The 14,846-nt window shown below is 73.3% G+C and carries 15 protein-coding genes; 3 read left to right on the forward strand and 12 right to left on the reverse strand.

Annotation, left to right across the window (positions count from 1 at the left end):
* Positions 1 to 18: 18 nt before the first annotated feature.
* The 11 genes from yajC to pgsA all read right to left on the reverse strand — a co-directional run bounded on the left by yajC (position 19) and on the right by pgsA (position 9,148).
* Complete coding sequence (yajC, locus tag AC3EVP_RS09950; RefSeq protein WP_335975779.1) at positions 19 to 528, reverse strand: preprotein translocase subunit YajC; 510 nt, start codon at positions 526 to 528, stop codon at positions 19 to 21.
* Positions 529 to 692: 164 nt separating this feature from the next.
* Complete coding sequence (gene ruvB / locus AC3EVP_RS09955; RefSeq protein ID WP_435128175.1) at positions 693 to 1,772, reverse strand: Holliday junction branch migration DNA helicase RuvB; 1,080 nt, start codon at positions 1,770 to 1,772, stop codon at positions 693 to 695.
* A gap of 130 nt (positions 1,773 to 1,902) precedes the next feature.
* Positions 1,903 to 2,526, reverse strand: a complete 624-nt coding sequence (ruvA, locus tag AC3EVP_RS09960; protein WP_335975772.1) for a Holliday junction branch migration protein RuvA — start codon at positions 2,524 to 2,526, stop codon at positions 1,903 to 1,905.
* The gene (gene ruvC / locus AC3EVP_RS09965) at positions 2,523 to 3,134 is read right to left on the reverse strand and encodes a crossover junction endodeoxyribonuclease RuvC (protein ID WP_435128177.1); all 612 of its coding nucleotides are present in this window, start codon (positions 3,132 to 3,134) and stop codon (positions 2,523 to 2,525) included. Before ruvC ends, ruvA begins: the two co-directional genes overlap by 4 nt.
* 145 nt (positions 3,135 to 3,279) lie before the next feature.
* Entirely contained in the window at positions 3,280 to 4,032 is a 753-nt protein-coding gene (locus AC3EVP_RS09970; RefSeq protein ID WP_335975765.1) for a YebC/PmpR family DNA-binding transcriptional regulator, read from the reverse strand.
* A 65-nt stretch (positions 4,033 to 4,097) separates the two neighbouring features.
* Complete coding sequence (gene pdxT, locus AC3EVP_RS09975; protein ID WP_335975761.1) at positions 4,098 to 4,691, reverse strand: pyridoxal 5'-phosphate synthase glutaminase subunit PdxT; 594 nt, start codon at positions 4,689 to 4,691, stop codon at positions 4,098 to 4,100.
* Between the two features lie 7 nt (positions 4,692 to 4,698).
* Positions 4,699 to 5,613, reverse strand: coding sequence for a pyridoxal 5'-phosphate synthase lyase subunit PdxS (gene pdxS / locus AC3EVP_RS09980; RefSeq protein WP_488179795.1), 915 nt, complete (start codon positions 5,611 to 5,613; stop codon positions 4,699 to 4,701).
* A gap of 104 nt (positions 5,614 to 5,717) precedes the next feature.
* Positions 5,718 to 6,266: a LemA family protein gene (locus AC3EVP_RS09985; RefSeq protein WP_435128180.1), complete on the reverse strand. Its 549-nt coding sequence runs from the start codon at positions 6,264 to 6,266 to the stop codon at positions 5,718 to 5,720.
* Positions 6,267 to 6,327: 61 nt separating this feature from the next.
* Complete coding sequence (locus AC3EVP_RS09990) at positions 6,328 to 7,467, reverse strand: glycosyltransferase family 4 protein (protein ID WP_335975747.1); 1,140 nt, start codon at positions 7,465 to 7,467, stop codon at positions 6,328 to 6,330.
* Positions 7,464 to 8,474, reverse strand: a complete 1,011-nt coding sequence (locus AC3EVP_RS09995) for a phosphatidylinositol mannoside acyltransferase (RefSeq protein WP_435128182.1) — start codon at positions 8,472 to 8,474, stop codon at positions 7,464 to 7,466. The genes AC3EVP_RS09990 and AC3EVP_RS09995 overlap by 4 nt, the downstream gene beginning before the upstream one ends.
* On the reverse strand, positions 8,471 to 9,148 hold the full coding sequence (pgsA, locus tag AC3EVP_RS10000; protein ID WP_335975738.1) for a phosphatidylinositol phosphate synthase: 678 nt from the start codon (positions 9,146 to 9,148) through the stop codon (positions 8,471 to 8,473). Before pgsA ends, AC3EVP_RS09995 begins: the two co-directional genes overlap by 4 nt.
* A gap of 185 nt (positions 9,149 to 9,333) precedes the next feature.
* On the opposite strand from pgsA, the gene AC3EVP_RS10005 reads away from it, so the two are divergent.
* Together AC3EVP_RS10005 and AC3EVP_RS10010 are read left to right on the forward strand one after the other, a co-directional pair.
* Positions 9,334 to 11,577 (forward strand): elongation factor G-like protein EF-G2, encoded by a 2,244-nt coding sequence (locus AC3EVP_RS10005; RefSeq protein WP_435128184.1) that lies wholly within the window; start codon positions 9,334 to 9,336, stop codon positions 11,575 to 11,577.
* Positions 11,578 to 11,634: 57 nt separating this feature from the next.
* Positions 11,635 to 13,344, forward strand: a complete 1,710-nt coding sequence (locus tag AC3EVP_RS10010; protein WP_435128186.1) for a hypothetical protein — start codon at positions 11,635 to 11,637, stop codon at positions 13,342 to 13,344.
* A 213-nt stretch (positions 13,345 to 13,557) separates the two neighbouring features.
* Here the strand turns inward: AC3EVP_RS10010 and AC3EVP_RS10015 are convergent, their stop codons facing one another.
* Entirely contained in the window at positions 13,558 to 14,115 is a 558-nt protein-coding gene (locus AC3EVP_RS10015) for an HIT family protein (protein WP_335975724.1), read from the reverse strand.
* Between the two features lie 66 nt (positions 14,116 to 14,181).
* Here AC3EVP_RS10015 and AC3EVP_RS10020 point away from each other — a divergent pair, with 66 nt between their 5' ends.
* Positions 14,182 to 14,841, forward strand: coding sequence for a potassium channel family protein (locus AC3EVP_RS10020; protein WP_435128187.1), 660 nt, complete (start codon positions 14,182 to 14,184; stop codon positions 14,839 to 14,841).
* Positions 14,842 to 14,846: the final 5 nt, after the last annotated feature.

Below are 14,846 nucleotides of genomic sequence, written 5' to 3' on the forward strand. Positions count from 1 at the left end.
GTGGATGAAGCAGGACGCTTACTTCGCGGCGGAGCCGTTCGGCTCCTTGGCGGCCCCGTCCTCGGCGGCGGGCGCGTCCGTCGACGACGGGGCCGCGGCCTCCTCGGACTTGTCGAGGCTGACCTGCTCCTCGCCGCCCTCGGCGGCGTCCGCGTCCGTCGCACCGTCGGCCGGCGCGGCGTCCCCCGCGGCCGCGTCGGCGTCGCTCACGGCGTCGTCGTCGAGCCCCGCGGGCTCCTCGGGCTCGATGCCGTGCACGATCCGGTTGAACTCCTCCTCGGAGAGCACCGTGCCGATGGCGGACTTGGTGAAGTGCGCGTGGACACCGTCGGTGATCTCCAGCAGGACGGTCTCCTCGTTCACCTCCTTCACCACGGCGTACATGCCACCGATGGTGCGCACGCCGGTGCCCGGCTCCATCTTGTTGCGCATCTCCAACGCCTGGCGCTGCTTGGTCTTCTGCGACCGGGTCATCATGAACATGACGCCGATGATCAGGATCAGGGGGAGGAGAATTCCGATGCTCACGGTGTGGACATTCCTTCGCACGGCCAACGTGGGGGATGGCCTGGATTTCGGGATGTGGGTGCCGATCCAGAGGAAGGGCGTCGGCGGAGTCTAAGCGCTGGCTCGCCGATGGAACAACGCCCAGCATTGCATGGGGGTTCCTGATCGTAGGAGTCTAGCGGAGGTCAGGGACCGAACAGGCCGGTCTGTCCGGTTCCGCCCTGACTCGTCCCCCCGCCCTGCTGGGGCGGTACGAGGCCCAGGTGGGACCAGGCCGCGGGGGTCGCCACCCGCCCCCTGGGGGTGCGGGCGAGCAGTCCCTCGCGGACCAGGAAGGGCTCCGCGACCTCCTCGACGGTCTCCCGCTCCTCCCCCACCGCGACCGCGAGCGTGGACAGGCCGACCGGGCCGCCGCCGAAGAGCTTCAGCAGCGCGTGCAGCACCGCCCGGTCCAGCCGGTCCAGGCCGCGGCCGTCGACCTCGTAGACCTCCAGGGCCCGGGCGGCGACCTCGCGGCTGACCACGCCGTCGGCCCGTACCTGTGCGTAGTCGCGGACCCGGCGCAGCAGCCGGTTGGCGATCCGGGGGGTGCCGCGGGAGCGGCCGGCGATCTCGGCGGCGCCGTCGGTGTCGATCGCCACGTCCAGCAGGCCGGCCGAGCGCTGGATGACCCGCTCCAGTTCGGCGGGGGCGTAGAACTCCATGTGGCCGGTGAAGCCGAACCGGTCGCGCAGCGGCGGCGGCAGCAGCCCGGCCCGGGTGGTGGCGCCGACCAGGGTGAAGGGCGGCAGCTCCAGCGGGATCGCGGTCGCGCCGGGCCCCTTGCCGACGATCACGTCGACCCGGAAGTCCTCCATCGCCATGTAGAGCATCTCCTCGGCGGGCCGGGACATCCGGTGGATCTCGTCGAGGAAGAGCACCTCGCCCTCGGTGAGCGAGGAGAGGATCGCGGCGAGGTCGCCGGCGTGCTGGATGGCCGGGCCCGAGGTGATCCGGATCGGCGCGGACATCTCGGCGGCGATGATCATCGAAAGAGTGGTCTTGCCGAGCCCGGGTGCACCCGACAGGAGTACGTGGTCGGCGGTGGCACCGCGCTGGCGGGCGGCCTTGAGCACCAGGTCGAGCTGCTGGCGGACCCGCTCCTGGCCGATGAACTCGTCGAGCTCCTTGGGCCGCAGCGCCGCCTCGACCGCCTGGTCGTCGTGGTCGGCGGCCGACCCGACCAGCCGGTCGGGTGTGTCGGCGGGGGCGTCGTCCCAGTTCATGGCAGGTCTCTCGGGTCGGGCGGTCGGCAGGCGGTCGGGGTTCGCGGCCGGTCTCGGGTCGGTCAGGGTGCGGATCGGTCAGGGTGCGGGTCGGGCGGGGCGTGGGGGCGGCAGGCGGGTCGGGGTGCGGTCAGCGGGTGCGGTTGAGGGTCTGGAGGGCCGCGCGCAGCAGTGTGCCGACGTTCGGCTCGGCGGCGGCCTCGGCCTGCGGGGTGACCGCGGTCACCGCCTCCTCCGCCTCGCGCGGCGCGTAGCCGAGCCCGACGAGCGCGGTGAGCAGCTGCTCGGACCAGGACGGCGGGGCGGCCGCGCGGGCCGCGCTCCCGGCCGCCGGGGCGCCCGCGGCGCCCACCGGCGCCCCCAGCCGGTCCTTGAGCTCCAGCAGCAGCCGCTGGGCACCCTTCTTGCCGATGCCGGGCACGGCGGTCAGCGCCTTCTCGTCCCCAGCCGCGACAGCGGCGCGCAGGGCGTCGGGGCTGTGCACGGCGAGCATGGTCTGCGCCAGCCGGGGGCCGACCCCGCTGACGGTCTGGAGCAGCTCGAAGACCTGCCGCTCGTCGTCGTCGGCGAAGCCGTAGAGCGTCAGGGAGTCCTCGCGGACCACCAGCGAGGTCGCCAGCCGGGCGGGCTCGCCGAGCCGCAGCGCGGACAGGGTGCCGGGCGCGCACTGGACCGCCATGCCGATCCCGCCGACCTCGATGACCGCGGAGTCCGGGGCGAGTGCGGCCACCGGGCCGCTGACGAAGGCGATCACGCGGTGGGCTCCTGGCTGCTGGGTGCGGAAGGCACGGGGTGTACGGGTGCGGCGGGCGGTCGGACGGCGGCGCGGTGGGCCGCGGCGGCCTGCTGGAGGCGGTTCCCGGCCACGGCCCGCTGGAGGCGGTTGGTGGCCGGGGAGCGCCAGATGTGGCAGATGGCGAGCGCGAGGGCGTCGGCGGCGTCGGCGGGCTTGGGCGGGGCGTCCAGCCGCAGCAGCCGGGTCACCATGGCGCCGACCTGCTCCTTGCCGGCCCGGCCGCTGCCGGTGACGGCCGCCTTGACCTCGCTGGGGGTGTGCAGGTGCACCGGCAGGCCGCGCCGGGAGGCGCACAGGATGGCGACCGCGCTGGCCTGGGCGGTGCCCATCACGGTGCGGACGTTGTGCTGGCTGAAGACGCGCTCGACGGCGACGGCCTCGGGGCGGTGCTCGTCGAGCCACTCCTCCAGGCCGCGTTCGATCAGCACCAGCCGGTGGCCGATCTCCGCGTCGGACGGGGTGCGGATCACCCCGACGCCGGCCATCGCCAGCGCCCGGCCGGGCACGCCGTCGACCACACCGACACCGCACCGGGTCAGCCCCGGGTCCACGCCGAGCACCCGCATGCCGCCCCTTCCCGCGCGTCCGCCGCTGTCGGCGGTCGTTCGCCAACCTGTTCGTGCAGGTTAGCGGTTGGCACCGACAAACAGCGGAGGGGCCGGCGGGGTGTGTCCCCGCCGGCCCCTCCCTGACGTCGCGTCAGGCGCCGCGTCAGGCGTCGACCTTCTCCATGACCTCGTCCGAGACGTCGAAGTTGGCGAAGACGTTCTGCACGTCGTCGCTGTCCTCCAGCGCGTCGATCAGCTTGAAGATCCGGCGGGCCCCGTCCTCGTCCAGCTCGACCTGCATGGTGGGCAGGAAGTTGGCGTCGGCGGAGTCGTAGTCGATCCCGGCCTCCTGGAGGGCCTTGCGGACCGGCACCAGGTCGGTGGCCTCGCTGATCACCTCGAAGGACTCACCGAGGTCGTTGACCTCCTCGGCGCCGGCGTCCAGCACCGCGCCGAGCACGTCGTCCTCGCCCAGCTCGCCCTTGGGGACGATCACCACGCCCTTGCGGTTGAACAGGTAGGACACCGAGCCCGGGTCGGCCATCGAGCCGCCGTTGCGGGTCATCGCCACCCGCACGTCGGACGCGGCGCGGTTGCGGTTGTCGGTCAGGCACTCGATGAGGACGGCGACGCCGTTCGGCCCGTAGCCCTCGTACATGATCGTCTGGTAGTCGGCGCCGCCGGCCTCCAGGCCCGCGCCGCGCTTGACCGCGCTGTCGATGTTCTTGTTCGGTACCGAGCTCTTCTTCGCCTTCTGGATGGCGTCGAAGAGCGTCGGGTTGCCGTCCGGGTCGGCCCCGCCGGTCCGGGCCGCGACCTCGATGTTCTTGATCAGCTTCGCGAAGAGCTTGCCGCGCTTGGCATCGATCACGGCCTTCTTGTGCTTCGTCGTAGCCCATTTAGAGTGGCCGGACATCCGACAGTCTCCTTCGCGTCACCAGTACTGTTCTTCGTCGCGCGCCCGATCCTACCGGGATACGGTCAGCTCCCCGCGCGCACGGCGGACACGAAGAGTTCATGCACCCGGTGGTCGCCGGTCAGCTCCGGGTGGAAGGACGTGGCCAGCACGTTCCCCTGCCGCACCGCGACGATGTGGCCGCCGTACTCGGCGAGCACCTCGGTGTCCGCGCCGACCGACTCCACCCACGGCGCGCGGATGAAGACGCCCTCGACCGGTCCGCCGGGCACGCCCCGCACGTCGACGAACGCCTCGAAGGACTCGTTCTGCCGGCCGAAGGCGTTGCGGCGCACGATCATGTCGATGCCGCCGAACGTCTCCTGCCCGGACCTGGGGTCCAGGATCTTGTCGGCGAGCATGATCAGCCCGGCGCAGGTGCCGTAGACCGGCAGTCCGCCGCGGATCGCGTCCCGCAGCGGCTCGGTGAGCCCGAAGAGCGCGGCGAGCTTGGAGATGGTGGTGGACTCGCCGCCGGGTATCACCAGGCCGTCCAGCCCGGCCAGTTCCTCCGGGCGCCGGACCGCCGTGGCCGCGGCGTCCGCCGCGGCCAGGGCCGCCAGGTGCTCCCGGACGTCGCCCTGGAGGGCCAGGACGCCGATGGTGGGAGAGCTCGTCATCGTCGCCTTACCAGCCGCGGTTCGCGTAGTGCTCGGACTCCGGCAGCGTGTCGATGTTGATGCCGACCATCGCCTCGCCGAGGTTGCGGGAGGAGTCCGCGATGACCTTCGGGTCGTCGAAGAAGGTGGTGGCGCGGACGATGGCCGCGGCGCGCTTGGCCGGGTCGCCGGACTTGAAGATGCCCGAGCCCACGAAGACGCCCTCGGCGCCGAGCTGGCGCATCAGCGCCGCGTCGGCGGGGGTGGCCACACCGCCGGCGGAGAACAGCACGACCGGCAGCTTGCCCAGCTCGGCGACCTCGCGGACCAGCTCGTAGGGCGCGCGCAGCTCCTTGGCGGCGGCGAACAGCTCGTTGTGGTCCAGGCCGCGCAGCCGGGATATCTCGCCCTTGATCTGCCGCAGGTGGCGGACGGCCTCGACGACGTTGCCGGTGCCGGCCTCGCCCTTGGAGCGGATCATCGCCGCGCCCTCGGCGATCCGGCGCAGCGCCTCACCGAGGTTGGTGGCGCCGCACACGAACGGGGTGGTGAACGCCCACTTGTCGGAGTGGTTGACCTCGTCGGCCGGGGTGAGCACCTCCGACTCGTCGATGTAGTCCACGCCGAGCGACTGGAGCACCTGGGCCTCGACGAAGTGGCCGATCCGGGACTTGGCCATCACCGGGATCGACACGGCGCTGATGATGCCGTCGATCATGTCCGGGTCCGACATGCGGGCCACGCCGCCGTCCTTGCGGATGTCGGCGGGCACCCGCTCCAGCGCCATGACGGCGACCGCGCCGGCGTCCTCGGCGATCCGCGCCTGCTCGGGCGTGACGACGTCCATGATCACACCGCCCTTGAGCTGCTCGGCCATGCCGCGCTTGACGCGCGCGGTGCCGGTCTCGGGGGACGCTGCGGAGGACGGGGAAGCGGTGGACAAGGTGACCTCACTCCAGGCTGTGGATGGCTTGTGCATCCATCGTCCGGCGGCGCGTGGACCACCGAAAAGGGCCAATTCGGCGCAGGTGGCTCCCGCGGATGCTCCTATGCGGTGGTGGCGCCCTCCGCGGTGAGCAGGACCGGCGGCTCGTCGTCCATCTCGAAAGCGAGCGGGAACGGGGCGTGGCCGGCCAGTCGCAGCCAGCGCACCACGCGGTGGCGGCGCAGGGCGCGCGCGGCGCGCACCGCGTCGTTGTGGAAGCGCCGGGCCATCGGCACGCGGCGCACCGAGCGGGTCAGCTCGCCGACCGCCTCGGCGCCCCCGGGCGCCGCCTCGACCGCCGCGAGCGTGTCCGGCTCGGCGAACACCGCGCGCAGCGCCTGGCTCAGCTCGCTCTCGGCGACCTCCCGCCCGTCCGGCTCAGCCTGGCGGGCGGCGTGCGCGGCCTCGTACAGCACGATGGAGGCGGCCGGGTCCAGGACGCCCGCGGTCGCCAGTTCCTGGGCGACCGAGGCGCGGCGCAGCAGTTGCGCGTCGAGCGCGGCGCGCGCCGCGTCGATCCTGGCGTGCAGGCGGTCCAGGCGACCCGCGGTCCAGCTGAGGTAGAGCCCGAGCAGGATCAGTGCGGCTACGACGCAAATCACGGTGGTCACCGCGGCACCCTATTCCCCCGGGTGGCCGCGATCCGCCGCGACGGCGCCGTGCGGCGGGCGGTCAGGTGGCGGGGAAGCCCGGGCGGTCGGGGTGGACGGACTCCGTGCCGACCGTGACCGTTTCGTAGACCGAGAGGATCTCCGCGGCGACCACGGACCAGTCGAAGCGCCGTACGTGCGCCGAGGCGCGGCCGCGCAGCTCTTCGCGGCGGGCGTCGTCCCCGAGGAGGCGTACCGCGGCGTCCGCCAGCGCGGCGGCGTCGCCGTTGGGGAACAGTTCGCCCGCGCTGCCCTGTCCGAGCACCTGCGCGAAGGCGTCGAGGTCGGTGGCGAGGACCACCGCGCCCGCGGACATCGCCTCGACGAGGATGATCCCGAAGCTCTCGCCGCCGAGGTTGGGCGCCACGTACAGGTCGACGCTGCGCAGCAGCCGCGCCTTGTCCTCGTCGCTGACCATCCCCAGGAACTCGACGTGGCCGTGGAGTTCGGGCGGCAGCGGCTCCAGGGCCTCGCGCTGGTCGCCGCGCCCGGCCACCAGGAGGCGGGCGCCGGGGCGGCGCTCGATGATCCCGGGCAGCGCCCGCATCAGGACCTGGAGCCCCTTGCGGGGCTCGTCGATCCGCCCGATGAACCCGATGGTGTCGCCCTGCCAGTCGGGCCGGGGCCGCGCGGCGGCGAAGAAGCCGACGTCGACGCCGTTGGGGATGACGACCGCGTCGCCGCCGAGGTGCTCGACCAGGGTGCGGCGGGCGTACTCGCTGACCGCGATCCGCGCGCTGATCTTCTCCAGCGCGGGCTGGAGGATCGGGTAGGCCGCGATCATGGCCCGCGAGCGGGGGTTGGAGGTGTGGAAGGTCGCCACGATCGGGCCGCGGGCGGCCCAGCAGGCGAGCAGCCCGAGCGAGGGCGAGGTGGGTTCGTGGATGTGGATGACGTCGAACCCGCCGTCGTGCAGCCAGCGCCGGACCCGTGCGGCCGACAGGAAGCCGAAGTTCAGCCGCGCCACGGAGCCGTTGTACGGCACGGGCACCGCGCGGCCGGCGGAGACCGCGTACGGGGGCAGCGGCGTCTCGTCATCGGCCGGGGCCAGCACGGACACGTGGTGCCCGAGCGTGATCAGGTGCTCGGCGAGGTCGCGGATGTGGAACTGGACGCCGCCTGGGACGTCCCAGGAGTACGGGCAGACGATCCCGATCCTCAAGGCCGCTCCGTCCCGGGGCTCTCGTCCGGCGCGGCGACTGCCGGGTCGGTGGCGGTGGCCGCGGCCGTCTCGACGGTGACCGTCCCGGCAGCGGGCTCGGCAGCGGGTTCGGCGGCGGCGCGCTGCGGCAGGTCGCTCAGCCAGAGCCGTTGCAGCATGTGCCAGTCCTGGGGGTGCTCGGCGATCCCGGACTCGTAGGTGTTCGCCAGCACCTGGGTCATCACCGCGGTGCGGCTCGCCCGGTCGCCGTCGGCCGGGACCTCGACCGGCGGGTGCACCCTGCCCTGCATGACCGGCGACTGGTCGTACCAGAGGGTGACCGGCAGCAGCAGCGCGCCGGTCTGCTGGGCGAGCATCGCCGGCCCGGCGGGCATCCGGGTCTTCTCGCCGAAGAAGTCGACCTCGACCCCGCTCTTGGACAGGTCCCGGTCGGCGACGAGGCAGACCAGGCCGCCCGCGCGCAGCCGCCGCGCGAGGGTGCCGAACGCGGCGCCGCCGGTGTGCGGCAGGACCTCCATGCCCAGGCCCTCGCGGTAGGCGACGAACCGGTCGTAGAGGGTCTCGGGCTTGAGCCGTTCGGCGACGGTGGTGAACGGGGTCTCCAGCTTGGTGGTGACCCAGGCGCCGGCGAGGTCGTAGTTGCCCATGTGCGGCAGGGCGAGGATGACTCCGCGCCCGGCGGCGAGCCCGTCGGTGAGCCAGTGCACGTCCTGCGGGGCGAAGCCGGTGCGGATGCGGTCCTTGCTCCAGGCCGGCAGCCGGAAGGACTCCATCCAGTACCGCAGGTAGGAGCGCATGCCCTGGCGGGACAGCGCGCGCAGCCGCTCCGGGCCGGCGCCGGGCACCACGCGGGCGAGGTTCGCCTCCAGCCGCTGCACGCCCTTGCCGCGCTGCCGCCACGCGGCGTCGGCGACGGTCCGGCCGAGCGCGCGTGCCGCCGGCTCCGGCAGGGTCTTCACCGCGCTCCAGCCGAGCCCGTACAGGCCGTCGGTGAGGCGCTCCTTCACACGCTGCTCCCCTGGCTGACCGCCCGCTTCTCCGCCTCGGCGGCGTCGGCCTCCGCGGCCTCGCGGTGCACGGTGACGACCCGCTGGATCAGCGTGACCAGGCTGCCGACGGCGACGACCCACAGGGCGATCGGCAGCACCCACTGGATGCCGGGCACCCCGAAGGTGCGGTGGAAGCCGGCGAAGCCGCACAGCACCAGGGTGATGACGAGCCGCTCGGAGCGCTCGACCAGGCCGTTGACCGCGACCTTCAGGCCGATCGCCTCGCCGCGCGCCTTGGTGTAGGAGACCACCTGGCCGCTGGCGAGGCAGAAGATGGTGACCGCGCACAGCACGAGGTTGTCGCCGCCGCCGGCGTACCAGAGCGCCAGGCCGCCGAAGACGGCGCCGTCGGCGACCCGGTCCAGGGTGGAGTCCAGGAACGCGCCCCAGCGGCTGGAGCGGCCCGCCTGGCGGGCCATGTTGCCGTCGACCAGGTCCGAGAAGACGAACAGGGTGATGACGACGGTGCCCCAGAAGAACTCGCCCCTGGGGTAGAAGGCCAGTGCGCCGGCGACGACACCCGCGGTGCCGATCAGGGTCACCGTGTCCGGCGACACCCCCTTGCGCAGGAGGAATCCGGCGAACGGCGTGAGAACACGCGTGAAGAACGCACGCGCGTACTTGTTCAGCATGGCCTTCCCGACAGGTCGGTGGAGTTCGGAACGGGGACGGGCTGCTCGACAGTCCCCGCACGCGGCGGCCAAAACGGCCGCCGGATGGCCCATCGTAGCCAGACAGGTCCCCTGGTGCCCGGACGGGCGTACCGTCGAAGGGGAACTGTACGCACCCGCGGAGTGAACCTCGGGAGGCGGGACGCATGAGCGGTGGCGGTAGGAAGGACGCGGCACCTGGGGCCGCGGGAGGCGTAGCGGCGGCGGCTCCCGGCGGGAGCCGCCCGCGGCAGGTGCGCAATGTGGTGCTGGTCGGCCACAGCGGCGCGGGCAAGACCACCCTGGTGGAGGCGCTGGCCCTGGCGACGGGGGCGGTCGGCCGGGCCGGGCGGGTGGAGGACGGCGGGTCGCTCTCCGACCACGACGAGATCGAGCAGCGCCGGCAGCGCTCCGTCCAGCTCTCCCTGGTGCCGGTGGAGTGGGAGGGGGTCCGGATCAACGTCCTGGACACCCCCGGGTACGCCGACTTCGTCGGGGAGCTGAGGGCCGGTCTGCGAGCGGCGGACGCGGCCCTCTTCGTCGTCTCGGCGGCGCAGGACGGCGAGGGCGTCGGCGGCGCGACCCGGATGGTGTGGGAGGAGTGCGCCGCGGTCGGCATGCCGCGCGCGGTGGTGGTCACGCACCTGGAGTCGGCGCGGGCCGGGTTCGAGGAGACCGCCGCGCGGTGCGCGAGCGAGCTGGGCGGCGACGACCCGGACGCGCTGCTGCCGCTGTACCTGCCGGTGCACGGCCCGGCGGGCCCCGACGGGCACGCCCCGGTCACCGGCCTGGCCGGGCTGCTGACCGGCCGCGTCCACGACTACTCCGGCGGCGAGCGGGTCGAGGCCGACCCGGACCCGGCGCAGGCCGAGCGGATGGCGCGGGCCCGCGACCGGCTGATCGAGGGGATCATCGCCGAGAGCGAGGACGAGACGCTGATGGACCGCTACCTCGGCGGTGAGGACATCGACGTCGGCACCCTGATCGCCGACTTGGAGCGGGCAGTGGCCCGCGGCACCTTCCACCCGGTGCTGGCCGCCGCGCCCGCCGCCGGCGGCGCCCGGCAGGGCCTGGGCACCGTGGAACTCCTCGACCTGGTCACCCGGGGCTTCCCCACCCCGCCGGAGCGCGCCGTCCCGCCGGTCACCGACCCGGCCGGCCGCCCCCGCCCGCCGCTGGCCTGCGACCCGGACGGGCCGCTGGCCGCCGAGGTGGTCAAGACGACCTCCGACCCGTACGTGGGCCGGCTCAGCCTGGTGCGGGTCTTCTCCGGCACGCTGCGGCCCGACGCGGCCGTGCACGTCTCCGGGCACGGCCTGGGCGACCGCGGCCATGAGGACCACGACGTGGACGAGCGGGTGGGCGCGCTGTCGTCGCCGTTCGGGCGGCAGCAGCGCCCGGTGCCGTCGGCGGCCGCCGGCGACCTGGTGTGCGTGGCGCGGCTGACGCGGGCGGAGACCGGGGACACGCTCTCCGACCCGGACGACCCGCTGCTGATGGCGCCCTGGCGGCTGCCCGACCCGCTGCTGCCGGTGGCGATCGAGGCGCACGCCGACTCCGACGAGGACAAGCTCTCCCAGGGGCTGGCCCGGCTGGTCGCGGAGGACCCGACGATGCGGCTGGAGCAGAACCCGGACACCCACCAGGTGGTGCTGTGGTGCATGGGCGAGGCGCACGCCGAGGTGGCGTTGGAGCGGCTGCGCGGCCACTACGGGGTGCGGGTGGACGCGGTGGCGCACCGGGTGCCGCTGCGGGAGACCTTCGGGCGGGCCGCCAGTGCCCGCGGCCGGCACGTCAAGCAGTCCGGCGGGCACGGCCAGTTCGCGATCTGCGAGATCGAGGTGGAGCCGCTGCCGGTGGGTTCGGGGCTGGAGTTCGTCGACAAGGTGGTGGGCGGGGCGGTGCCGCGCCAGTTCGTGCCGTCGGTGGAGAAGGGCGTCCGCGCGCAGGCCGAGCGCGGGGTCACCGCCGGCTTCCCGCTGGTCGACGTGCGGGTCACGCTCTTCGACGGCAAGGCGCACTCGGTGGACTCCTCCGACGCCGCCTTCCAGACCGCGGGCGCGCTGGCGCTGCGCGAGGCCGCCGCCGGGTGCCCGATCCAGCTGCTGGAACCGGTCGACGAGGTCGGGGTGTCGGTGCCGGACGCCTACGTGGGTCCGGTGATGGGCGACCTGTCCGCGCGGCGCGGCCGCGTGCTGGGCTCCGAACCGGACGGTACGGGGCGGTCGTTGGTGCGTGCGGAGGTGCCCGAGATCGAGATCGGCCGGTACGCGGTGGAGCTGCGCTCGCTGTCGCACGGCACCGGCCGGTTCAGCCGCCACTACGCCCGCCATGAGCCGATGCCAGCGCAACTCGCGGCGAAAATGCACCACTTGGACCAGCCGGAACAGCAGACGGCGCGCGCGAGGTGACGCCCCGCCGGTAATGTGGTGACTGCTCCGAACGTGTGATGCGGCCTGTTACGGGGAATGGGCCGGTCGGAGCCGGTTGGCGCGCAGGGTGCGGTCGGATGGCGAGTGGGGGCTGCGGTGACAGACGGGTTCGACTTCAGCCCGGGGGCGCAGGTCCCGCTCCTGGGCACCGATGGCGAGACCGCGGCGACCCAGGCGCTCGCCTCGGCGGCGTACCGGGACTCCTCGATGGCGGCCCTGATCGAGATCAGCGACGGCGCGAAGGTGACGCCGCCGCGGCTGTCGCTGTTCGAACCGAACCTCGGTGAGGCCTTCGCCCGGGCCGTGCAGGTCAGGATGCTCGGCGCCGCGCGCGGCGAACTGGTCCAGTCCTTCGGCATCGAGCCGCAGACCGTCGTCGAGCACTGCCTCGCGGCCAGCCGGATCAGGCAGGAGCGCGACGACAAGCTCAGCATCGTGATGGGCGTGTGCGGGGTGCTGTTCCTGCCCGGCACCCTGCTGTGGCTGGGCGCGTTCCAGCTGCGCAGGTCGCTGGCCGCTCTGAAGGCGAAGGGCAAGCGGGCCGGCGCGCTGGGCGGCGCGGTGCTCGCGGTCGCCGCGCTGCTGGCCGTGCTGCTGGCGATCAGGCCGCCGCTCAGCGGGTTCTGGCAGCAGTACCTCCGCGTGATGATGATCGTGCCGGTGATCGGCTGGTTCCTCGCCCGCCGGATGTGCGAGCGCACCGCGAAGGACCTGCGGGCCCGCTGGGGCGACCTGGCCGGCGGCTCCGGGGTCGGTGCGAAGATCCCCGAGGCGGTGCCGCGCAACCCCAACCAGCTGCGGGCGGAGTCGCTGCGGCAGAGCCTGGCGAAGCTGTCCGCCGAGCAGAACAGCAACGTGGTCTTCTACGCCGGCCCCAAGGGGATACTCGGCATGGGCACCCGCTGGTGCAACTGGCAGATGGCCGAGGAGCTGGTCCCCCGCGAGGACATGAAGGAGATCAACCCGTTCCGCAGCTGGGACGTGGTGCGGGCGATCCACGACCGGCTGCGGATGCTGGAGCGCGGCCCCCTGCACACCGGCGGCTTCCCGAAGCCGTCGATACGGCACTGGGTGGTGGCGCCGATCAGCGCGGGCGCCGGCAGCATCTCCCGGCCCACCGGCACCGAGGTCGAGGCGTACACCGTCAAGGACTTCGAGGTGCAGCGGATCTGCAACACCCAGCAGTTCGGCAAGGGCAACCGGCACTACCTGGGCATCCAGTTCGTGCTGTGGGACGGCAACCTGGTACTGACCGTCATGGTCACCGTCACGGTGCTCGCGCAGACCCTCCGGGTCGAGATCACCGGCTACGCGCTCGGCCCGATCAAGGGGCTGTTCACCTCCAAGCCGTCGGCGCCGACCAAGACGGTCAGCAAGCAGGTGAAGTTCTGGGAGACCAGGACCATCTCGCTCCCGGTCGTCACCGCCGGCGAGGTCGTCCGGCTCACCGCCCGCGCCCCCTTCACCCGCTTCCCGGCGATCCTCGACCACCTCGGCGGCTCCCTGAAGCTCCCCGAGCCGTTCGGGCTGCGCCACACCTGGGCCGACCAGCCCTGGCAGCACCGCTTCATGGCCGACGACGCGCTGCGCGCCGTCACCCCCGTCGTCCGCGCCGTCCACGCCGCCGCGATCCAGGTCATGGACGAGAACGGGGTCGACGTCTCCCAGTTCACCAGCCGCTCCATGGCCCTCAGCGGCATGGTCCAGTCCGTCGAACCAAAGAAGGCGGACGCGTACGACGCCTAACGGGACCCTCCGGGGTGCCCCGTCCGCGGAGTTACGGGACCTTGCGGTCCGCTGTGGCTTGTCGCGCAGTTCCCCGCGCCCCTGGGTAAGTGCGGCCACCACGCGGGCTCGCCCCTGGACGAAGCCGAGCACATACAGGGGCGCGGGGAACTGCGCGACCAGCCCCCACCGGCAGGTGGTCCCGGAGCCGACAGAACCACCCACCCCGGAGGGTCAGTGCGGCCAGGCGTCAGCCAGAAGCTTGCGGGTGTCCGCGAGAAGCTGCGGCAGCACCTTCGTGTTGCCGACGACCGGCATGAAGTTCACGTCGCCGCCCCAGCGGGGCACCACGTGCTGGTGCAGATGCGCCGCGATGCCGGCCCCGGCCACGCCCCCCTGGTTCATCCCGATGTTGAACCCCTGCGCCCCGGACGCGGCGCGCAGCGCCGTCATCGCCTGCTTCGTCAGCCGCGCGACCTCCGCCGTCTCGCCCTCGTCCAGCTCGGTGTAGTCCGCGACGTGCCGGTAGGGCACGAGCATGAGGTGCCCGCTGTTGTACGGGTAGAGGTTGAGCACCGCGTACGCCCGCTCCCCGCGCGCGACGACCAGCCCGTCCTCGTCGGTCTTCGACGGGATCACGCAGAAGGGGCACCCGTCCCCCGCGTCGGGCCCGCTCGGCTTGTTCTCGCCCTGGATGTACGCCATCCGGTGCGGAGTCCACAGCCGCTGGAACGCGTCCGGACCCCCCGCCCCGCCCCGCTGCTCCGGCTCACTCGTCATGCCGTTCAGCATATGGCCAACCCCCTGGTCCGCGTGTCGCCGGGGCCGGGGCGCATCGCCGCCCGCGATCCTGGCGGAATGGCCGCCGACCCCCGCCTGACCCGCTGGGAGGACCGCAGCGAGCTGCCCCTCTTCGCGGTGGCGCTGCTCTTCCTGACCGCGTACGCCGTGCACGTGCTGGCCCGCGGCATGCCTGCGGCGGGGCACGAGGTGTGCCTCGGGGTGGTGTACGGCGCCTGGGCGGTGTTCCTCGTCGACTATGTGGTGCGCTGGCGGCTGGGCCCGTACGCCTCGCTGCTCGCGCATCTGCGCCACCACCTGCTGGACACCGCCGTGCTGGTGCTGCCGCTGCTGCGCCCGCTGCGTTTCGTGGACACCTACCAGGCGGTGCAGCAGCGCCGGGACGTGCCGAAGCTGAGCCTGTACGGGCGGGTGATCGCCTACACCGGGATCACCGCGGCGCTGCTGGGCTTCTCGGCGGCGCTCGCGGTCTACCAGGCGGAGCGGGGCGCGCACGGCGCGACGATCCGTACCTTCGGCGACGCGGTGTGGTGGATGTGCTCGACCATCACCACCGTCGGCTACGGGGACGTCACCCCCGTGACGGCGCTGGGCCGGACCGTGGCGGTGGGGCTGATGGTGTGCGGTGTGGCGCTGCTGGGTGCGGTGACGGGCGCGTTCTCGTCCTGGCTGTTCCAGGTCTTCGCGCGGGAGGACGAACGGCCCCCGGCCCGCTGACGTGG

The sequence above is a fragment of the Actinacidiphila sp. bgisy144 genome, from assembly GCF_057708105.1.